At 53.4% G+C, this 21,772-nt stretch carries 20 protein-coding genes; 6 read left to right on the top strand and 14 right to left on the bottom strand.

Annotation, left to right across the window (positions count from 1 at the left end):
- Positions 1-16: 16 nt before the first annotated feature.
- Entirely contained in the window at positions 17-1,282 is a 1,266-nt protein-coding gene (locus QGH09_06915; GenBank protein ID HJO17911.1) for an acetylornithine deacetylase/succinyl-diaminopimelate desuccinylase family protein, read from the bottom strand.
- Positions 1,283-1,379: 97 nt separating this feature from the next.
- On the opposite strand from QGH09_06915, the gene QGH09_06910 reads away from it, so the two are divergent.
- Genes QGH09_06910 through QGH09_06900 form a run of 3 tightly spaced genes read left to right on the top strand, consistent with a single transcriptional unit; the run spans position 1,380 to position 4,635 of the window.
- Entirely contained in the window at positions 1,380-2,447 is a 1,068-nt protein-coding gene (locus tag QGH09_06910; GenBank protein HJO17910.1) for a P1 family peptidase, read from the top strand.
- Entirely contained in the window at positions 2,447-3,841 is a 1,395-nt protein-coding gene (locus QGH09_06905; GenBank protein HJO17909.1) for a sodium:solute symporter family protein, read from the top strand. Before QGH09_06910 ends, QGH09_06905 begins: the two co-directional genes overlap by 1 nt.
- Positions 3,838-4,635 (top strand): SDR family NAD(P)-dependent oxidoreductase, encoded by a 798-nt coding sequence (locus QGH09_06900; protein HJO17908.1) that lies wholly within the window; start codon positions 3,838-3,840, stop codon positions 4,633-4,635. Before QGH09_06905 ends, QGH09_06900 begins: the two co-directional genes overlap by 4 nt.
- Before the next feature lie 110 nt (positions 4,636-4,745).
- On the opposite strand, the gene QGH09_06895 is transcribed toward QGH09_06900, so the two are convergent.
- Positions 4,746-5,198 (bottom strand): Type 1 glutamine amidotransferase-like domain-containing protein, encoded by a 453-nt coding sequence (locus tag QGH09_06895; protein ID HJO17907.1) that lies wholly within the window; start codon positions 5,196-5,198, stop codon positions 4,746-4,748.
- Positions 5,125-5,625, bottom strand: coding sequence for a hypothetical protein (locus tag QGH09_06890; GenBank protein ID HJO17906.1), 501 nt, complete (start codon positions 5,623-5,625; stop codon positions 5,125-5,127). The genes QGH09_06895 and QGH09_06890 overlap by 74 nt, the downstream gene beginning before the upstream one ends.
- A gap of 343 nt (positions 5,626-5,968) precedes the next feature.
- Here QGH09_06890 and QGH09_06885 point away from each other — a divergent pair, with 343 nt between their 5' ends.
- Positions 5,969-6,487, top strand: coding sequence for an NAD(P)H-dependent oxidoreductase (locus tag QGH09_06885; protein HJO17905.1), 519 nt, complete (start codon positions 5,969-5,971; stop codon positions 6,485-6,487).
- A gap of 56 nt (positions 6,488-6,543) precedes the next feature.
- Here QGH09_06885 and QGH09_06880 read toward each other — a convergent pair whose 3' ends face one another.
- The 8 genes from QGH09_06880 to QGH09_06845 all read right to left on the bottom strand — a co-directional run bounded on the left by QGH09_06880 (position 6,544) and on the right by QGH09_06845 (position 15,639).
- Positions 6,544-7,371, bottom strand: coding sequence for an alpha/beta hydrolase (locus QGH09_06880; GenBank protein HJO17904.1), 828 nt, complete (start codon positions 7,369-7,371; stop codon positions 6,544-6,546).
- A 47-nt stretch (positions 7,372-7,418) separates the two neighbouring features.
- Positions 7,419-8,546 carry a fumarylacetoacetate hydrolase family protein gene (locus QGH09_06875; GenBank protein ID HJO17903.1) on the bottom strand — a complete coding sequence of 376 codons (1,128 nt, stop codon included), beginning with the start codon at positions 8,544-8,546 and terminating at the stop codon, positions 7,419-7,421.
- A 77-nt stretch (positions 8,547-8,623) separates the two neighbouring features.
- On the bottom strand, positions 8,624-9,562 hold the full coding sequence (locus QGH09_06870; GenBank protein HJO17902.1) for a hypothetical protein: 939 nt from the start codon (positions 9,560-9,562) through the stop codon (positions 8,624-8,626).
- A gap of 192 nt (positions 9,563-9,754) precedes the next feature.
- Positions 9,755-10,909 (bottom strand): histidinol-phosphate transaminase, encoded by a 1,155-nt coding sequence (locus QGH09_06865; protein ID HJO17901.1) that lies wholly within the window; start codon positions 10,907-10,909, stop codon positions 9,755-9,757.
- A 235-nt stretch (positions 10,910-11,144) separates the two neighbouring features.
- On the bottom strand, positions 11,145-12,281 hold the full coding sequence (locus QGH09_06860) for a peptidyl-alpha-hydroxyglycine alpha-amidating lyase family protein (protein ID HJO17900.1): 1,137 nt from the start codon (positions 12,279-12,281) through the stop codon (positions 11,145-11,147).
- 165 nt (positions 12,282-12,446) lie between these two features.
- Positions 12,447-12,971: a VOC family protein gene (locus QGH09_06855; GenBank protein ID HJO17899.1), complete on the bottom strand. Its 525-nt coding sequence runs from the start codon at positions 12,969-12,971 to the stop codon at positions 12,447-12,449.
- A gap of 112 nt (positions 12,972-13,083) precedes the next feature.
- Positions 13,084-14,628, bottom strand: coding sequence for a GMC family oxidoreductase (locus QGH09_06850; protein HJO17898.1), 1,545 nt, complete (start codon positions 14,626-14,628; stop codon positions 13,084-13,086).
- Between the two features lie 15 nt (positions 14,629-14,643).
- Positions 14,644-15,639, bottom strand: coding sequence for a Gfo/Idh/MocA family oxidoreductase (locus QGH09_06845; protein ID HJO17897.1), 996 nt, complete (start codon positions 15,637-15,639; stop codon positions 14,644-14,646).
- Between the two features lie 311 nt (positions 15,640-15,950).
- Here QGH09_06845 and QGH09_06840 point away from each other — a divergent pair, with 311 nt between their 5' ends.
- Together QGH09_06840 and QGH09_06835 are read left to right on the top strand one after the other, a co-directional pair.
- Complete coding sequence (locus QGH09_06840) at positions 15,951-17,015, top strand: zinc-dependent peptidase (GenBank protein ID HJO17896.1); 1,065 nt, start codon at positions 15,951-15,953, stop codon at positions 17,013-17,015.
- A gap of 220 nt (positions 17,016-17,235) precedes the next feature.
- Complete coding sequence (locus tag QGH09_06835; protein ID HJO17895.1) at positions 17,236-18,522, top strand: Rieske 2Fe-2S domain-containing protein; 1,287 nt, start codon at positions 17,236-17,238, stop codon at positions 18,520-18,522.
- A 48-nt stretch (positions 18,523-18,570) separates the two neighbouring features.
- Here QGH09_06835 and typA read toward each other — a convergent pair whose 3' ends face one another.
- The 3 genes from typA to QGH09_06820 form a co-directional block, all read right to left on the bottom strand.
- A complete protein-coding gene (gene typA, locus QGH09_06830) occupies positions 18,571-20,397 on the bottom strand; it encodes a translational GTPase TypA (GenBank protein HJO17894.1) in 1,827 nt (608 codons plus the stop codon).
- 196 nt (positions 20,398-20,593) lie between these two features.
- Positions 20,594-20,863 carry a hypothetical protein gene (locus QGH09_06825; protein ID HJO17893.1) on the bottom strand — a complete coding sequence of 90 codons (270 nt, stop codon included), beginning with the start codon at positions 20,861-20,863 and terminating at the stop codon, positions 20,594-20,596.
- 58 nt (positions 20,864-20,921) lie between these two features.
- On the bottom strand, positions 20,922-21,772 hold an 851-nt coding region (locus QGH09_06820), incomplete at its 5' end, for a hypothetical protein (GenBank protein ID HJO17892.1).

The raw sequence follows: 21,772 nt of genomic DNA, 5'->3' as shown, positions 1-21,772 counted from the left end.
TCCCTCTGACTGACCGTCAACCGATCAAGCGAACGATCGTGAGCGCAATCACCTTAGTGGTCTGCACTAAATCGTCAATTGCACACCACTCATCTGGCTGGTGGGCAATTTCAAGATTTCCTGGTCCGTATGCTACACACTGCTCAACTCTGGCCAGCCGCGCCACGTGCTTGTGATCATAAGTCCCCGGACTAGCGACAAGTGTGGCCGACCGACCGTTTACCTTATCCACCGATGTCTGAAGGGCGGTTACGAGCGGTGAGTCCTTCGAAGTCTGAACGGGTTCAACGATAAGTCGATCCGATAGTTCATATCTAAGACCAGGCTCATTAACCGCGACCCGTTCCAATAGGGCAATCACCTCTTCGCGCACATCCTTGATATTCTCCTCAGGCAGGAACCGGCGATCGAACGTTGCCGTACACCGGTCAGCAACACATGGCGTAGGTTGCCGAGTACCGACCTGACCACCACTCACCCCATTAATATTGATCGTAGGCCGACGAGCACCCTCTGGGACAACAGGCATGGCGGTCACACGCCGTGCTAGCGTCGGTGCGAGTTCGTCGCGTATAGCATCCAGAACACGACCCATCGACACGATTGCACTCTCACCGAGAAACGGCATGCTGCCGTGGGCAGTACGGCCATGCGTAACAACGTCGAACCAATACACCCCACGGTGGCCAAGGCATATCCGATCTACGCCGAACGGTTCGGGAATAATTACGAAGTCGGTTAGGGACGCGTCGAGCTTTCCCTGTTCAGCCAACCACGCCACACCAGCTAGCCCCCCGCTCTCTTCATCAACAGTGCCGCTCACCTCAACAGTACCCTGCAGACCCACCCCAGCACGCCGCACGGCTTCTACTGCGTAAATCGCAGCAGCTAAACCCGCTTTCATGTCAGCACTACCCCGGCCGTACAGACACCCATCGCGGACAAGACCCTTAAAGGGATCGACGGTCCAACCTTCGCCAGCTGGCACTACATCGAAATGACCATTCAAATGCAACAGTGGTCTTGCAGCCCGTCCGGGACGGCGGCCAAGCACGTTGATCCTCGGATGGGCTTTCGTGTGTTCCGGGCGACTCACCGCAGCCAGGTACTCCACGTCAAAATCGAAAGCCTGGAGCTGCGCCCCTATCGCTTGTGCGCAGTCAGGATAGAACTCCCCAGGCGGATTCACGGTCGGAATACGGATTAACTCGGCAGCAAAATCGACGATCTCATCAGCTGCCGCATCAACTTCCCTGAGCACGAGTTCTGTTGACTGAACCATCTGTGACCCCACTGAACATTGTAGCAGTGGACTGACCTTCCTCAGTTCGATCCCATCGAGTATCATCCTGACGGGTGGCGTGATGGAAATAATCAGGATGACACAGCTAAAGCGAGCCAGTATTCCGTTTGTTCTTGCAGCCTTTCTTGCTGTGCCAATTACGATGGTTGGCACACAGCCTGAATCCGTCGGGTTTGGTTTGACAATAGTAGAAGGGGTGCGCGTCGGTCACCACACACTGGTCGAACGTCCAACCGGGTGTACGGTCGTATTGACCGAAGCCGGCGCCGTTACAGGTGTAGATGTAAGAGGAGGAGCACCCGGCACCCGGGAGGTTGCTCTCCTTGACCCAGTCAATACGATACAGAAAGTGCACGGGATCGTACTCTCCGGGGGTAGTGCCTTCGGTCTCGATACTGCCACAGGGGTCGTACGGTACCTTGAAGAACGCGGCATCGGCTTCCAAACCCGTACCGCACATATACCAATTGTGCCGGCCGCGATCCTGATGGATCTCGGATTTGGAAGCCCGCCAGAAATTCGGCCAACAGCGGAATGTGGTTATCGCGCTGCGATGGCGGCGAGCTCAGGTGTGATCGAAGAAGGAAACGTGGGTGCTGGTGCTGGCGCGACCATCGGTAAATTCCGAGGGCCTGAACGTGCGATGAAAGCTGGTATCGGTACTGCCTCGATCAAACTGCAAAGCGGCCTCACGGTGGCAGCGTTAGTCGCGGTCAATGCCGTAGGCGACATCATCAATCCGGCAACGGGTCGAGTGATCGCGGGCGTTCGAACCGAAAATGGACTGGAACTCGCCGACGCCAGGGTACTGCTTCGAACTGGTGAGGTAACCGACGCTTCTACCGGCGAGAATACGACTATCGGTATCGTCGCAACCAATGCCATCCTCACCAAATCGCAAGCTACGAAAATGGCGCAGATGGCCCACGACGGTTACGCCAGAGCAATCGTGCCGGTGCACACGCCGTTTGATGGCGACACGATCTTCGCAATGGCGACTGGCACCTTCGACAGCACGATCAGTCTAACAACTATCGGTGCTCTAGCTGCGGACGTCATGGCAAAGGCGATTGTTCGTGCAGCTACGCAGGCAACCGGCGTAGCAGGATATCCGGCCGCTCGTGATCTCGACAGTACGCACTAGTGAATCTCCACCTTCCGATCCTACTCGTGTACGCTTCCGGCCTCGTCGTCGCGGGACTCTGGTATTCCCGCAGGGTCAGAAGCACCCGTGACTTTTTTGTTGCTGGGCGAAAACTTGGTGCAGGCCTTCTCTTCTCAACAATGCTAGCTGCGAATATCGGTGCTGGTTCTACTGTTGGTGCGACAGGTCTTGGTTACACTTCAGGCTTGAGTGCCTGGTGGTGGGTAGGGTCAGCCGGGTTCGGCTCCATTGTGCTCGCCCTCTGGATAGGACCTAGAATTCGCGCGGTTGCGGCACGCCACGATCTGCGGACGGTCGGTGATTTTTTAGAGTACCGATATGGGCACAGCGTACGTGCGCTGATCACTGTACTACTGTGGTTCGGCACGATTGCCATCCTAGCTGGCCAGCTCATTGCACTGGCATGGGTACTAAACGCGGCAATCGGCCTACCGAAATCCGCGGGCTGTCTTCTTAGCGGGATCGTCATGACAATCTACTTTTCCGCAGGCGGTATTGCTTCCTCGGCCCGCGTTAACCTAATTCAGTTAATCGTCCTGCTACTTGGCTTCGCTTTGGCCCTGCCACTATCCGTGGATTCGGTCGGCGGGTGGGACGTAGTCATTAGCGTTGCCGATCGCGACTACGGGAACTTCTCAAACGGCCCCAACAGCGGCTGGATATTGATTCCGATGCTAGTGCCTGCCTTCATCGTATCTCCAGGCTTACTACAGAAGGTTTACAGCGCTACCGATGATCGCGCGGTGCGAGTTGGGGTGGGTGCAAACGCCGTTGCTCTACTACTATTCGCGGCCATTCCACCAATACTTGGCCTAGTGGCGCTTTCAGCACATCCCGGGCTCGAAAATCCAGACCTCGCGCTTCCAACTCTCCTCATGGAATCGGTACCGCCGGTCGTGGGCAGCCTCGGACTTGTCGCGCTGTTTTCGGCCGAGGTAAGTTCGGCAGATGCCATTCTCTTCATGCTGGCCACCTCACTCAGCCAGGACCTCTATCGTCGTTACCTATCACCAAGAGCCGATGATGTGACGGTTCTACGCGTTGCTAGACTCGCAGCTGCCGGAGGTGGTGCGTTGGGTGTTGCGTTAAGCGTGGTAGCCGAATCGGTCATCGATGTGATGACCATCTTTTACACACTACTGAGTGTCAGTCTATTCGTCCCAATCATAGCTGGACTCTATTTGCGCTGGACAAGAACGCCTGAGATCCTGGCGGCTATCATAACTGGTGTAACTGCAGTCCTTGTTACCCACCTCGCTGCAACTGTCCAGATAGTTACACCAGCTATGGTTGGACTCATCGTGTCAGTAACTACGGCCGGACTTGTGGGGGCAGCGAGGATTTCGATGAGACCAGAAGGGAGAGAGAGGTGAAACGAGGCATGCGAATGTTTGGACTCGAAGGAAAAGTCGCTGCCATAGTCGGGGCCGCCTCGGGCATCGGTGAAGCCGTGGCAATGGGATGCGCTCGGCACGGAGCAGTGGTGCATTGTCTCGATATTAACGGCGAAGGTGCAGCCAAGGTAGCAGAGACAGCACGACAAGAGGGACTGACCACCAATGCTTCAGCGCTGGATATCACTGACGCCGAGGCCGTGGACGCAACTTTTCATCGCATCGTTGAGGAACACAACCATCTCGACATTGTGATCTGTACTCCTAGTATTAACGTGCGTAAGTCACTGCTTAACTACACCTCTGAGGAGTTTGACGCTGTAATCGGACTCAATTTGAAGGGGAGCTTCAACGTGCTCCGCGCCGCAGCCAAACCGATGACGGTGCATGGGGGTGGTAGCATCATTCTTTTTTCGTCGATCCGATCGCAGGTGGTCGAGCCTGGACAGTCGGTCTACGCAGCGACTAAGGCCGGCATCGTGCAACTAGCGCGCGCTGCGGCTACCGAACTGGGTCCCTCCGGGATAAGGGTTAATGCGATCGCTCCGGGAATCGTTGAAACCCCACTCACTGTGCCCATAAAGGCCAACGATGATTGGTATGCTGCCTACGCCTCAAAGAGCGTCCTTCAACGTTGGGCGTTACCCAACGAAATGGTCGGTCCTTCAATCTTCTTGGCCTCCGACGCGTCTAGCTACGTAACTGGTACAGTGCTTTTCGTCGACGGTGGCTGGACAGCAGCCGACGGGCGGTTCGTCCCGCCGGGAATGTGAGCTCTACTTTAGATTACAGGCAGTAATGTCTAGACTTGGGGCTTCTATAATCTAGTAGCCCTCTGTGTATTTTCCTTTAAAAAAGGTCCTGGCCAGCGCTTGGTAGGACCCTATCTACGCGGTGTCCACGGCTCCTTAACCACCCTATCGATTGGCGACGCCGACTGTCGCGGCCGGGTTGCTTCACGAGCCTTCAAGTTGTATCGATCACCTGGCGCCAGGAAGTAGAACTGACCACCCGAGTCGAGTTGACGTTCCGCGGCATAAACCACCACATAGCTCGCGCCGATCACCTCAAACTCGTCACCCTGTACGATGATGGCGGTGTTCTCGTCAAGACCGATCCCAAGCAACTCTGGATGTGCCGTAATCACTTCGAGCAGGTCAAACTGCCTATTACGTCTGAGTAAATGCTGATCAATAGCGACGTTACGAAGAAAACCCAAACCGACCTCGTGATCCCCCATCATGACTGTGTTCGTCGCGGTATCACCTCTCGCCAGGTAGGACCCCTGAATCGTGGCGCCGGCTGACGAACCACCAATGACTCCTCCACGGCCCAAAAGCGCCCAAAGTTCGTCCGTGTACCTTCGTGCCTAAGTAAGCATCCGCCAGCCGCCACTGACGACCTCCTGGAAACCATACACCTCTAGCTTCGAGGAGCGGCTGCACGAACGCCACGGTATCTGCGACAGCTGAATCCGTCGTATGAATTACTGTTAAATTCGTTGCACCCGCTGCCTTAAAGAGGCGCAGGCCGGGATAATACTGGTCGTAGTGCTGACCTCCACCGGCTGTGGGGATGACAACGATTGGCGCATCAGCGCCACCAGCTAGGTCTAGAAAACGCTCAAGGATCTCTGAGTCGAGCCGTCCCCCACCAACTATCACAAGAGAACCGTTTTCTGGCCCAATCTCCTGTCCAGTCGTGGTAACAGGCAGAACCATTAGAAATGCCAACAAATAGACACACACGAATCGCCGTTTCATGCACACCCCCAAGCTGTTGGTAGAGCCACCACGAGCGCAATCTGATACTTACCAAAAGTATGTCCGGATCCTACTGTAGTAGTGGGCTCAAACACAGTTAAACGGTGAGGCAAAAAAAGATAGCTTCGGCTCCTAGCAGAAATACCTAAGAGGCTCGACCGATCCACAAATAATCATTCTTTGAAAATCCGATCTCTCTGAGAGTTCTTGAGTACAGACCTAGAAACTGTAAATAATTTCAACTACCGTATATGACCATAAGAAACCTTAGGGCATACTAGCACCGTGATACGATCGACAAGAGGCGTGGTCAGAATCTTGGCTCAGAGCTTCAAACAAACATATGTATCTTGTCGTCAGTTGTAGCCTTCGGCCCGCCAGTAGATCGCGCATTCTCGCCCGACGAGCGTACGAACGCCTGACGACTGCCGGACACGAAGCCGAACTTATCGACCTAGTTGACCATCCGCTCCCGCTCTGCGACGGGAACAACAGTTGCGACGCGGAGCATGTAGCTAAACTTGACACACTTATCCGAAATGCCCAGGGCGTGCTCATCGGAACCCCTGTGTACAACTACGACGCGAGTGCCGCCACTAAGAACCTGGTTGAGTTAACAGGCCAAGCTTGGATGAATAAAGTTGTCGGATTCCTGTGCGCCGCTGGTGGCAGTGGAAGCTACATGTCGGTTATGAGTCTAGCAAATAGCTTGATGCTGGATTTTCGCTGCCTAGTGATCCCACGATTCGTTTATGCGACGAAGGAAGCATTCACCGAAGGGAGGGTCAGCGACAGCCAAGTAGACGATCGGATTCAGGAATTGGCCGAAACGCTAACACGTCTGTCCAAGGCGATCGTCTAACCGCCTACACCCATTTCCTTCACGAACGTACATGGCCTTCACAACGTATCCCGGAATTACGTCCCACCGATCGCCTTGATGAAGTCCCTCGTTTCTGTAATCACTTCGTCAGTGATCGCCATATGGCCGCGATCCACATAGTGCACAAACTCGTGGCGAACATTCTTAGCCTTGAGGGCATCTGCCATCTGAACGGCTTGCTGTATCGGGACAGATTGATCATCGTCTGAATGGATAATCAAGATGGGTTTAGTGTTCTCGGTGATCTGGTGAATCGGTGAAGCAAGGCGTCTAGCAGCGTGGACGTCGCCCCCGGCCGGTGTCCATAAATCCCCCCAGGACAGAGTGTTTAGCTCGTAAGGTCCAGCTGCACTGATCACGCCGCGAATGTCACTCCGAGCATCACTCCATCCACCCACCCGATCAAACGACCCCTCGCCGAGCGTTGCTGCTAACGCGACCAAGTGCCCACCTGCAGAATTACCAATCAAATACACATTATCTGAGTCGATCCCATATTCGTCAGCGTGCGCGTGCACCCATCGAATCGCACACAACAAATCAAGGTAAGGAGCTGGTGCGGGTGAGCCTCCCACCAGCCGATAGTCAATCGTCATCGCAAAATAGCCGAACCCAGCCCACTGCTCAACATCAAGAGCGTTTCGTCCGGTGCGTGAACCTGCTCGCCACCGACCACCATGGACATAGATGATCGCAGGTAACCCGTTCTGCCCATCGGGATAGCCGATGTCGGCCAGCAAGGCTGCCCCCTCAACACGTCCATAGATAAGATCTCGCTCCACTGCAATTTCTAGGGCTTGCGACGATGCGAGGGACGGCACCAAGATGAGCACTGCCATCAAAGCAAACAGACACTGACGCATGATTAACTTCGTTTTCAGATTAACTGAGCAACCGGGATTTGCTCTATTCAACGCCGATAGCTACTAACCGGCGGAAGACGGGCACCAGTACCTCCGGCCGGAGACTCTTCGGACACGACGGGCATCGTCAAAGTGCCAATGCCGTCAATCGTCGCTACGATCTCTTCACCGGGTTGAAGAAATCGCTGTTCGCCACGAACAGCCGTACCGACACCTGTACCACCTGACGTCCCGTTGTTGATAACGTCGCCCGGGTAGAGCGTAACGATCGAGGAACCATATTCAACCAGTTCCCAGAGCGAATGAATCATGTCACCGGCAGTCGCTTCCTGCATCTGCTCATCACCAACACGTAAAGTCTGTCGAAGCTTCTCCATCGGATCACCATAGAACTCCTTCGGCACGATCCATGGTCCCATCGGCGCGAAAGTATCGTGTCCCTTTCCAACAAACCAGTCGGATCGGGTCGCATTACCACCTGGAGGACGGCCACCACGGTCAGAAATGTCCATGCTAACCGTGTAGCCAAAAATGTAGTTCGGAGCCTCGGTGGCCGAAACGTACTTCGCTGTCCTTCCGATCACTGCCGCAAGCTCAACTTCCCAATCAATTCGATCACGGCCGTAAGGAAGGACAATCGGCTGACCGTTACCGACAACCACACCACGCGTCGGCTTCAAGAACAAGTAGGGCACGCCTCGCTCTTCGCGCCGTAGCCGTCGAGCCTCTGTGCGTTCCTCAGGTGTGCCAGACTCGTTAACATGGCTGTAGAAATTGACCGCCGCGTTCATAATCTTTCCTGGAAGGTTAATCGGAGCGAGAGTTCTAACATCGCCAACTTCGTAGACATAATCAGGCCGCCCATCCCCTAGGTGGTTGTTTTCAACCAGATGAGTCACAATCTCATAAATCCTAGTCTTCATGCCGTATTCATACCGACCAATGAGTTCAAGCATGTCGGCAGGCATCGGAATCATCGGATACGACAAGCCATTTTCAAGCACTCGATTTGCAGCATCGAGCTCAATGATTAAGCTGTCCCGAAGAACGATACCTACCTTCTGATTACCATCAATTTCGAACGTGCCAAGCTTGAACGGTTCGGCACTCGTTTGCGCCGTGAGCGGGACCGGGCTGAAAAGCGTGATCATGACCAATATAGGAACGAGTCGCATAACACTCCTTTACGCTTAACGCATGAACCAAGGATCTGCTTTCTACCTCTGGAACTGCAGTACTGTCAAGATACTCTTTAAGATTTCGAATCGCCTCGAAGCGGCGAATGATCCATTGTCAGGTCAACACTAAATAAGTCACGCTGTTCGTTTGCGATACGAAGCGTTTTCGAATCATCCCAACAGACCGCTTCCACCTGCTGTGTGCGGTCCCTCGGGAGCGGAATCTGTCGAAGTTTACCTGACAACCAGTCATCCCCCACCGGCGGTCTTGAGAACAGCCAAAGGGCGTCTAGTGTCAGAATTGCAAGCAAATTTCCATCTGGGGATAGGCTGGCGGCTGTTGGCCAGACGATGTCGGTTCTCGAGCCCACGAGTGTTAGCACGTTCTTCCGGTCGGTGTAATTGGAATCGAGGCGGTAAAGATTGGTGCCAGCCTTCGCAGCAGCCATCTCTCCTGCCACACGGTGTTTGGTAAGAAAATAGAGTTTCTCTTCGAAGACAAAAAGTGCTTCCGAATCAAAGTGCCACTTTCGGCCTGGAAAGAACTCCTGTTCAGGATACTCTACCGGCAAAAACCTCAAGCTTCGCGTCGCGGGAACAGCTCTCGGGTTAGGTTCCTCAACAACATACACTCCCAAATCGCGCCGGGCATTGCTGTTGTTACCCATGTCGCCTATAAATAAGTACCCATCAGCAAGAGCGATGTCCTCCCAATCCACATTCTCAGACAACAGAATCTGAGTGCCCGGCCACAGCGGGGGTCCATCAATAACAGATTCCCGGCCAACACGAAATCGGTCAGTCATGAAATCCGGAATAATCACCTGACCACTACTATCAACAGCAAAAAGTCGCGCCCCTCCGCCACTGTCGTTGTGGACCCAATACACATTGTCGTAAGTCGAACTCTTAGCAATACCACTAATTTCGTTAACCGGCTGATGCTCAATCACCCCAATGTGTTCTAACGGGCCAGGAGGATCACTGGAGTCTTGAGCACAGACCAGTTCCACAAAGACCCCTAGAAGCACCAAGATGCCGATGATTCGTATAGAAGGACTTCTTAGAAATATCGTGGAGTAAAAGCCCATTGTGAAGATGTTATAGATTACTTAACAGTCAGTAGAAACAAATAACAAAGCCGGACGCCGCAACTCACGCGGCGTCCGGCCCTGTTGTGGTTCGTAGACCCTAATAAGCAACAACTAGGTTTCCAACACCTTCTTGAAAACCTCCATCGCCCGTTGCATATCCTCCATCCTTCCCAACGAGATACGTGCGTGCGTTTGCTCCATCGGAGGAAAATCTCGCCCCACCAAGATGCCATTCGCCCGGCATGCATCACGGAACTCTGACGCAGGACGCCCAAGTTCCACAAAGATGAAGTTTGTCTGCGACGCGGGTCCGCCAAAGCCGATCTCCTCGAACTGTGACAGCGTCCATTCCCGAACCCGCCGATTTTCTTCACGCTCCCACTCCATGTGGGCCGTGTCCTCGATCGCAGCAATCCCGGCCACGCTCTGAAGTTCGTTGATGCTCCCAAGGCCCCATGCCTGGCGTAACTTTTGGAGAGTCTCAGGCTGACCAATTCCATATCCCATACGCATGCCAGCCATACCAAACGCCTTCGAAAACGTGCGTGTCATAAACACGTCTGGTAACTCTACTGACAGTTGATCACCAGAACCGACACCCGGAGCCGTTGCGTAGTGGATATACGCCTCGTCAATCAGGACGGCCGTATTAGGCGATCTCCGCTTGATCGCACGCACCGCAGTCTCGATATCAGACAGCGGGTGGATCGTTGACGTTGGATTATTCGGGTTGCAAAGAAACACGAGCCCGGCACCGTTGGAAGCGTCAACCATCGCATCGAGGTCGAGATATAGGTCTGAGTTCACCGAAATAGATCGCTCGGCACCTCGCATATAGGACGGATCCCCAGACACAAGCGGCCTTGAATCAGTCACATAGGCGTTTTGCGCTGCTCGAAGAATGGCACCAGAACCGGTAGCTGTAATCACGTGCTGCGGCTCCACATTGTGCGCTGTTGCAAGTGCCTGGGTGAACGCACGACTACTCGGTACCGGATAGCCATAACCCAAGGCTGTTGAGGGATGCTGCCTCAGCACTTCAAGGACCTTAGGACTGGGTCCGCGAAGATTTTCGTTGCTACTCAGCTTGATTGCATCCGGAGGAACTGCCGCACGCTGCCGCTGCATGGCGTCCTCGAGTTCAAAATCCTCGAACCCAAGCGCGACCAACTCCTCGCGCCCATGACCAATGATGAACGACGCCGATGCAATCCCAGCGCTACCCATGCCGAGCCGGCGAACAAACGCGCGACGTGAGAGTGACATATGATCCTCCTCGGAACCTTAGAATCGTGCACTACACACGGCCACCGTAGCCCATCGCCACGGGGCCTTACCAGAAACCGCCGTTTCCGCAGAAACCAAATCAATATTACACAGCAGCCATCCTCAACCCGCAGGGCATCAAATGATGGCCTTAGACTTCCCTCCCGAGCCAGCAACCGACCACCTCTCGCAGTCCTTCCTGAGATGCGCGCACGAAATAGGCTTAGTCAGAGCACTACTGCATGGTGTATTTTTTTAGCGCCCGAGGACCAACCTCGGCTCCATACACGTTACCCGCAGCGTCGACCACTACGCCTTCAGCTGCCGAGGTACCCCCGGGTTCCAGCTCAGGATCAGGAATAAAGTAGGCAACCTCACCGGTTTGTGCACTTCCGATCCGGATACCCCGTGCCCAACCCGGGTTACTGCGATCGCTGGATTCCGAATCAGCACCGAACAACATGTCGTCCTGATTAATATAAATGCCGCTCAGACGGCCAAACTGATACCACTCATCCAGAAAATTACCTTCTTGGTCAAAGATCTGAATGCGCACATTCCCTCTGTCAGCTACGAATAGCCGCCCCTCGGAATCAAATGCCAGCCCGTGTGGCGTCCGAAACTGGCCGGGCTCAGAACCGAGTCCTCCCCAATGCATGAGGTAGTTACCCTCGCTATCGAATTTCACGACGCGAGCGACGGTCTCCGGCGGTGCATTTGGACTCTGTCCTCCATGTCCATCGCCTACAAAGATTGAACCATCAGGCGCCGTGATCACATCATTAGGCGTATTCAGTAGACCGCCAGTCCCATCACCAGCCTCACCAGGAGTGCCGAGTGTCAGTAAAATCTCACCCTCTGGACTGAATTTGTAAACTGCGTGTCCTTTGCCGTCCCGATTCGGATCCTCACCATTCGGACCCTGCGCATCCGTTATCCACACATTACCGTCAGCATCCACATGAATACCATGCGGGAAGATGAACATTCCGCCACCGAAACTCGTCACGACATTGCCATCAGCGTCAAACTTAAGGACGACAGGCAAATCAGAATCGGCACAACCATTTGCACCACACCGTTCGCCTACCCAGATCGATGTCCCATCGATATCGACGTCGACTGCACTCGTCGCGCCCCAGGTTCGGCCTTCAGGTAACGTGAAGTAATCTTCAATCGTTTCGTATGGATTTGGACGATCATTGACAGGCTCAGTATCTGAGCCGCCAGCCCCTACCTGGGCCGATGTAGCTGCAGTCGTTTCCTCCACCGGCTCGACCTCAGGTTCAGAGCAAGCTACAGCAGTAAACATTAGACACATGGCCCCGATACCGAACACCACTCCAAACCTCATTCGACGTCGATCAGACATCAAGCCCCCCTCAAAACAGCGGTTTCGCCCCCTAAGGCATTCCAATCTAAATATTCAAACGGTGAAAACTAGTGAATTATAGATTGAAAACCTCTATTTCGAACCCAAAAACTTCTGGTAACAAAGAACCTCCTTGGCGGGTTGGGAGTCAGGCTGCAAAACAGATTAACTCTCCGGTGGTCCGTAGTACTGCCGATACATCCCCCGCCTGAACAGCCAGCCACCAAGGGGACCCAGCCAGTCAAGCACGTAATACATGTATCCGAGATCCATGAGTTCAATGAGATTTCCGTCAAAATCTTTCACGAAAAAGAAAGTATGACCTCGAGGCGAACGTTCGGGTTGACTAACACACTCGACTCCCTTTCTCACTAGGTAGTCGTACCACTTCTGTATGTTTCTAACATTGAATGAAATGTGAGTCAGCCCCACTCGATTCCACAAAATGTCAGTTGGTGATTGATTTGGCTGAAACTCAAAGATCTCAAGCACAGCGCCACCTGGGACACGGATCCAACCGATCTTACAGGTCGGCCGATCAACATCTACGCCGAAGAAATCACGAACGCGGTCTGATGGCGTATCAGCTACACCCACAAGCGGACATCGGAACACGTCCCAGTAAAAGCGAACAGCTTTATTGAAATCTGAAACCGTAATGCCACAGTGACTGAACGATCTAACGCGCACGACACATCTCCTAGTTGACTAAAGGCCTCTTAAGTACGTTAGCTTAAGTTACCGGTTAGTGCTTCTGAAGTGAGACACTATTCAACCTCAAACTCAGATTGCTCGTTTACTTCTACATCCCATCTGTTGATTTCTCGATTCTCAAGCCCAGCACCGTCGTCTTGATGTGATCGGCCACCCTTAGTGCCTGCGCCACAATGGTTAGGCCGGGATTGACGGCAGCCGATGATGGAAAGAATGATGCATCAACAATAAATAAATTTTCAATGTCATGGGACCGGCAGTACGGGTTAAGAACAGATTTCCTCGGGTCAATGCCAAAACATAAAGTCCCACACTGATGAGTCGTGTTTTGTTCCTTGTGAGAGTAGGCGATTACAAACCAGCATCCGAGCCGCCGAAGTATCCTCTTCATCTCTCGAACAAGCCGGTTATGAGTTCCCACATTATTCGGTTGGTAATGTAGGCGGATCTGCCCATTCGTTTCGATCGTGACGCGATTCTCTAGCTTTGGTAAATCTTCTGAAATGGCTAACCAATCAATCCCGCGCGCCACCCACGCGTTATAGGCCCAGAGCGGTATCCACGGCACCACGGTCTGAGCCATCACTCCATGGGTCCGGCCTTGTGACTGAATCTGCCCAAGCGGATAGCCGCCCTCCGGACCATGCAGATAGAAATCATTAATCCCAACTGTCTTTTGAAAAATCGTGTGATTAATCCGAAACGGATGAAAACCTTGCATCATAGTAGCTAGGTGCGCCATGTACCGCCTACCCACTAGTCCCGACGAATTACCCAGTCCATTGGGGTGCCGATCGTTGGCTGACCGTAAAAGGAGCGCCGCTGAGTTCACTGCGCCACAGGACACTAGAACGAGCGGAGCCTCCACGCGCCGTGTTTCACCCTGGCACCTCACCTCAACCGCTTCAACTCGAGACCCTGATGGTTCCATTAGCAGACGCTGAGCATGAGCATCTGTCCACAACGTAACGTTTGGCTGTTCAAGTGCAGGCTGTACACAGCAGACTTCAGCCTCGCACTTTGCATGACGAAGACAAGGAAACGAGTTGCAGGTGTTGCACAAGATGCACCCATTCTGGGATCCAGGACTGCGTAGTCCAAGTGGCAGTGACGACGGATGGAGCCCTTGCTGCCGAAGCTGGGTCACACACTTGACCATTCCCTCATCGTGTGGAACTGCCGGGTGCGGAAACGGCCCCCTCGTAGCCTCAGTTGGGTCCATACCATTCTCACCACGAACCTGATACAGCTTCTCGGCTCGTTCGTAATACGGCTCCAACGTCTGGTAGTCGATCGGCCAAGCTGGTGACACTCCATCTGCTTGCTCGATCTCTCCAAAATCCTCTCGGCGTAACCGATAGAGCACACTTCCCCAAAACTTCGTGTTACCTCCAACACAGTAATGAGTGTACGGTAAAAACGCCTTGCCAGAACTATCAAGCCAAGTGTCTTTGGTCCGGTAACGCAGGTCCTTCCAAACCGCTTTGGGACTCCAGTTTTCGTCCTCTTGCGGTATGAAATCACCGCGCTCAAGGATGAGTATCTCCGCCGAGGTGTCGGCGAGAGCATGCGCCAAAGTTCCCCCTCCTGCACCACTACCGATAATGATGATGTCGTAACGCCAGGTTGGCATCTGTAGAAATAACAGCTACGGTGTCGCACTAACTACACTGCCAGACAGCCCAGTCGTGGCGTAGACCTGATCCATGAGTCGCTGGTCAGCAATTGCTGTTTCAAGACTCATTTCAGGCGTGCGGTTATTACGGACCGCCCCAAGGAAGTCTCGATACATTGCCCGATAGCCACGAATGTCTTCGAATCCTGGTAGAACCAGCCTCGGCACTCCAGTGCCTCTCACCAACACTGCAACACCATTGGATTCGAACGAGATAATCCCGGAACGTCCAAACAACTTCGACACTCGCAAACCTCGAAACAACGATGGGATCTCACGCGAATAAAAAAGCGCGCCTACAGCTCCATTGTCGTACCGGAAAGCAACCATCATACTCTTGTCGCGTTTATCGATGCCGGCTTGTGAGGCAGTGGGTTGATATCCCCGTGCTTCAGTAATCATGGGACCGAGACTGTTAGCTAGGTGTAACCAGTGAATCCCTTCCTCAAAGAAGGCATCACCACCAGCGACCGTAACATCATTTCGCCAATCATCGGCAGTCTTTAAACGCTTAGCGAGAGTCGTAAAGTTCGCAAAGACCATCTCGCCAATTACACCCTCCCGTAACAATCGCCTCAGACAGACTGCTAACGGCTTATAGTGGTCGTTCTCACCTACCACTACCACACATCCTGCCCGGTCGCGTGCGGCCACAACCTCGAGATAGTCCTTTATCCGCAGGTAGGCCGGTTTCTCGACTAGTACATGTTTACCAGCTGACAGTGCTTCGAGGGTGAGCTCTAAATGAAAACATGGTGGTACAGCAATGATCACCGCATCAACCGAAGGATCCTCAATGGCCTTGCTGTAGCTATCGTAGCTTCCTGCGCCAAAGTAACGCCGACAATAAGCTTCTGATTTTGAGGCAGTACGACTGGCGTAACTCAACAGGAAGTCATCTCTCAGAGCCTTCAAATGACGACTGTGAACCCCTGTTATTAAGCCGCAACCGAGGAACGCAATATGCATAGGTCCTGATATCACGTCATTCTACCCAGCCGGCTTCGCCCCAATGTGTCAGTAGCCTCGGTTATTTCCGGCAAATCCCGAAATATCTGCTGAGAGCGATCGGACATGTCGTGTTCTCCATCAGTCACCCGAACGAGACCATTCCTTGGAGGAGAGCAAGTATGTCATGTGGCGCTTCAGACATGAAGTCTTTGCGCATGTTTACAGCCGGATGAAACCGTACAGAAAAAGATTAGAATTCTGGATACTGCTAAGACGATGGACGCTAACATGTTCATCGTCTCGGCCAAATAGGAGCACGTAACTCAACGATGAACAATCTTCGCTTGGCATCGTCTGCTGACACTGACGAGCAGTCTAGTCCCACCAAGACATTCACTGCCTGGAAACGACGGACTCGCGCCTGGGCACTTGTCTTGGCGGCGTTGACGCTTATTGTGTCCGCACTGGTTGTACTCGTGGCGACCCGCACTTGGCAACTAGCCGACACCGCGCTGGTTCTAGCACTGGTCCCAGCGTTCGGAATGTATCTCTGGCAGACGGGCAAGATCCGACGCCGTCACACCATCCTCTGCGAAACATTTCCACCAGCGTGGGAAACCGTTTTACAGCAAGAGGTGATCTTCTTCAGGGTCCTCGATCCAGAGCAACGTCGGCGGTTCCGTCGTCATCTCCAGGTGTTCCTAGGAGAAAAACGGATCACCGGCATCAGAGTGGAAGTTGACACAACAACACGGGTACTGGCTGCCGCCAGCGCGATCATCCCAATCTTCGGTTTCCCCGATTGGGAGTGGGACCAAATCGACGAGGTGTTGATATACCCGACCCGCTTCAACCGCGAGTTTGAGATCGGTGACAGTAAAGATCACAACACTCTAGGTATGATTGGCACGGGAAGCCTGAATCGCCTCATGATCCTGTCTAAACCAGATCTTATCAATGGCTTTAGGAACATGACCGATAAACGCAATGTGGGTATCCATGAGTTTGCGCATCTGGTTGACAAAACGGATGGGGTGATCGATGGCGTGCCATCTGTTGGACTTGATCGGCAGGCAATCGAGCCCTGGATTGATCTGATGCGACGCAAGATGGTCGAAATCGAGGCTGGAAAATCCGATATCGACCGTTACGCACTCACGAACGAAGCGGAGTTTTTGGCCGTGACAGCCGAGTACTTTTTTGAGCGTCCAGGCGTGATGTTACGTAAACACCCAGCCCTCTACAGGGCGCTCGAGCGTGTGTTTAACCAGAACCTCCGCACCCGTGCTGGTGCATTGCGGCGAGAATTACTGCGAGGTCGACCACGGTTGGGCAGAAACTCGCCTTGTCCATGCGGAAGCGGGCGTAAGTTCAAGAAATGCTGTCTGCAATGAATCTGCTGCCTATTAGTTGGCTAAGCTTGTTCCATGTTTTCGTCCGTGTCTCGTGGCGGTAATATAGATACGAACTTCGTCCGTTAACTTAGCCCCCGCAGGAGAGTTATGGCCTGTAATAGGCATTGGGAGATAAAGGGGTGTTGAACACGGTTGCCTTGTCCGCTTCTCCCCTCTACTCCACATACCCTTACCCTAGACATTAAGGCAGGAAAAACTAATGTTGAAACCAGAAGACAACAAACTCCTTACACGTGTGGGGCCAGGCGCCGCCATGGGCGAACTCTTACGACGGTTCTGGATACCGGCACTCACGGAAGAGGAAGTTCGCGAGAACGACGGAGCGCCCGTTCGGTTGCGTCTCCTGGGACAAGACCTCGTGGCCTTCCGCGATACCGAGGGAAAACTCGGAATACTGGATGCCTACTGTCCGCATCGTCGCGCCCATCTGTATTTCGGTCGCAACGAGGAATGTGGGCTCCGCTGCGTCTATCACGGCTGGAAGTTCGACGTTACCGGCCAGTGTGTCGACATGCCTTCCGAACAACCGGGTTTTAAGGAGAAGGCGAGGACGGCAGCCTATCCGACAGCGACACGGGGCGGTGTCGTGTGGGTCTACCTGGGTCCAGATCAACTCAAGCCAGAGCTACCAGATTTTGAGTGGGCCCGCCTACCAAAATCTCGTTGTGAAATCACCAAACGCTCCCAACAATGCAACTGGGCTCAGGCGGTCGAAGGTGGCATTGATTCAAGCCATATTTCGTTTCTCCACCGAAATCTGGAAGATCTCACTCCCGCCGCGAAGGCTACAACCGGCCATAAAGGCTATACCTCAAGGGACCGTTCACCGGTTTTTACTGTCAAGGACACCGACTACGGCCTCTTAATCGGCGCCAGCCGGAATGCCACGGAGGAATCGTTCTACTGGCGAATCACACAGTTTCTTGTTCCATTCTGGACAATAATCCCACCGATTATGAGAGAGAACACGAACGACTCCAGCCAAAACACTTATTCTGGACATGCGTTTGTACCCATTGATGACGAAAACACCTGGACTTGGTCCTTCAATTGCCATCCGCACCGGGACTTTACCGAGAAAGAGCAAGCTCTCTTCCACCCTCGCACCGGCTTATGGGGTCCAATCGACGACAGTTATCGGCCTGTCTGGAACAAGGAAAACGATTACGGGCTTGACCGTGACATGCAGAAAAACGTTAACTTCACGGGCATTAAGGGCATTCCTAATCAAGACGTTGCCGTCCAAGAAAGCATGGGACCAATTGCGGACCGGAGCCAGGAAATGCTCGGCACCTCCGACAAAGCCATCATCGCCTACCGGCAATTACTTCTCGATATGGCCAAAGACCTACAAAATGGACTGGAGCCGAAGGCTTCCCTCCACGGCGCGTACTACAACGTCCGGTCTGCTTCCCTCCTGCTAAAAAAAGACGTGCCGTTCGATAAGGGCGCCGCGTGGTTACTCTCAGCTGAGAATCAAGGGTAAAGACGCTTTCTGTTTAAGGTTCGAGACTGTTTACAGCAAAAGGTGCAGTCATTCGTGCTGCTCTTCCCTAGTTCGCCGATCGGACGCTGACAGGATTCGTTTCCGTATCCGAATACTTTCAGGAGTGATCTCAACTAGCTCATCCTCGTTAATAAATTCGATCGCCTGCTCAAGGTTCAATCTTCTTGTCGATACAAGGCGTATGGCCTCCTCCGCCGTTGACTTCCGCATGTTGGTGAGCTTCTTCTCCTTGGTAACGTTAACGTCAAGGTCTGCTGGACGTGCATTTTCACCGACGACCATCCCTTCATAGACCTCAGTGCCAGGCCGGATAAATAGTTCGCCACGCTCCTGAAGATTGTACATCGCGTACGCGGTGGTCTTACCAACACGATCCGCGACAAGCACTCCAGTTGGGCGAGCACTGATGGCCCCGCGCCACGGCTCCCAAGCCGCGAAGAGGTGATTCATGATGCCAGTCCCTCGGGTGTCTGTTAGAAACTGAGATCGAAATCCAATTAAACCACGGGTTGGCACGCGGAATTCAAGTCGCACACGACCACTTCCATGGTTTACCATCTTTGTCATGGTCGCGCGACGCGTGCCGAGTTGTGCAATTACAACGCCGTGTAATTCCTCTGATACATCAATAACCAGTTCCTCGATCGGCTCTACGACCTGGCCGGCTTTCTTCCGGGTCACGACTTCAGGCCGAGAGACCTCTAATTCATACCCCTCACGCCGCATCATCTCGATAAGAATAGAAAGTTGAAGCTCCCCGCGGCCGATGACCATGACTCGATCAGTCGAATCGGTGTCTTCCACGCGGATCGAGACATTACCGATTAGTTCTCGATCTAGTCGGTCACGGAGATTGCGTGACGTGACGTGCTGTCCTTCCCGTCCTGACATCGGTGACGTATTCACTCCGAAGATCATCGAGACAGTCGGCTCGTCAATGTGAATTGGTGGAATCGGCGTCTGTGCCTCAGGGTCAGTAATCGTCTCGCCGATCGTAATATCATCGATTCCGGCGAGACAGACAATGTCACCAGCTGTCCCCCGCTCGATCTCAACACGTCGGAGCCCGTCAAAGGCATAGAGCTTCGTCACTCGAGTCTTTTCCACTTTGCCATCAAGCTTCGCGACTACCACCTGGTCACCTAATCTGACGGTGCCATTAAAGATGCGACCGATGGCAATACGCCCGAGATAGTCGCTCGAATCGAGATTTGCAACGAGGAGCTGTAGGGGCGCAAGAGGGTCCCCTGGAGGAGCTGGCACAGAATCGATGACGGCCTCAAAAAGCGGTCGTAGCGTCTTTCCAGGTTTCTCTAAATCAGTGGTCGCCGTACCAGCCTTTGAGTTAGTGTAGAGAATAGAAAAATCGATTTGCTTGTCGCTGGCTTCAAGATCGATGAACAGATCGTATATCTCACTTAAAACCTCAGCCGGCCTAGCGTCCTTTCGATCGATTTTATTAATAACAACGATCGGAACAAGTTTACGCTCAAGCGCCTTCCGCAAAACAAAGCGGGTCTGTGGCAGAGGACCTTCGGACGCGTCGACCAAAAGTAGAACACCGTCGACCATAGTTAACGTGCGCTCTACTTCCCCGCCAAAGTCAGCATGGCCGGGGGTATCGATAATGTTGATCGTCACATCCTGATAGCGAACCGCCGTGTTCTTCGCCATAATTGTGATGCCACGTTCTCGCTCAAGATCGATGTTATCCAACGCACGATCGGCAACTTGCTCATTAGTACGAAATACCCCACTTTGATGAAGCAGGGCGTCAACAAGTGTCGTCTTACCATGGTCGACATGAGCAATGATAGCCACGTTGCGACGTTTCGGTTTAGCAACAGACAACATGATCGTTCACGAAACCGCAACGAAGCGAAAGCAAAGATGGTACCGGCACTTCAGAACGGCGTTGGCGAATAAGCGCTTACTGAAGGTAGAGGTGGACCGAGCTACCCCCAGAAGCACCGCGCTGACTATTCTCGTTAATTGAAAAAAGAACGCAGAATCACCGGTAGCTCGAACACGATATAAACACCATTTTTTACTACCGTTCACCACGCGTCGAACCCAAGAACCGTCGGCCACGCCCCTGCGAGCGCGAAACTCCACCTAGCCCCTTGCTAGAACTGGAACCGGCGGGAGAGACGTCATCAAACACCACGACCTCCCCAGCCTCTACCATTGTTCTCACAGACTCACGCTCCACATCGTGCGTGGCGATCTGTCCTTCCTTTCTTGGGCCCAAGCGTAGGATCCGTCCCTGAGAAAGTCTGACCTTCAATGGTTGCCCGGTCTTGTTGACGATAGTCTTCATCTAGACTCTCAAGTGATCGAAAATCAACCTGCAGCTTCCCTCGACTGACTGGACCGAATCACGGCAGCGCCAACGCCACCAGCGAACCAGGAAAGTCTGTTCGGATGCTACCAATCTGCACCACAATGTAATGCTTATCTTGGTGCATGTAGGTCATCATCCCATACTGCCCCGGGGCCGGAAGCTCAACACTCCCAAGGACCTCTCCGGTGAATTTATCGCGCGCATGGAGTTCCAACGGAGCATCGGGAGCATATTGAACACCACCCTGACTGAGCGCCCTAGTCTGGACCAAAAGATCGCCCATGACCATCTGAATAGACCACCCAGCTCCACCGGCATTAGATATCTCCACGTCTACAAGAAGCGGATGGTTGCGAATACGCTCAGGGGTCTCACCAACCGGCAACGACCAGAGCCGCTCGCCGGTGTTCATCTGGAATGCGGAGAGCTGGTTATTCATGGGCTTAAAAAGCCGCAGACCTTCGATGGTCGGCAGGCCACCCCCTCCTCCGATTAACCATGCTGCCACCGTAGTGCCCGTGGTAGGAGTACTGTTGGGAGTAGCACCGCCTGGGCCCGGCATTGCAAAGTCAGTGCGGTCAAAGTCAACGCCGTTCGTAGGTTCCATGAACCCTTGAGCCCTGCAGTTACGACTGTGTGACGCGTACATGATACCGGTATCGGGATCACCGACCGGAGGATGGGGAATGACGTTACCCCCACCTTGGCAGCCAACGTTGTTAATAAAATCATTGTTGTGGTTAACGGGAAGCGGCGGCACATAAAGACCACCTATTCGATAATCGCTCAGAATTTCCATCGCCTGCTGTTTGAGTTCCGGTGTGTAGTCGATGACAAACTCTTCTGTCAGGCCGTTCACCACAATCGGGTCCAACGGTTCCGGCC

This window comes from Vicinamibacterales bacterium, assembly GCA_036012125.1.
GTDB lineage: Bacteria > Acidobacteriota > Vicinamibacteria > Vicinamibacterales > UBA823 > UBA11600.
The sequence above is the reverse complement of the archived record's forward strand: the minus strand, read 5'-3'. Positions and strand labels throughout refer to the sequence as shown.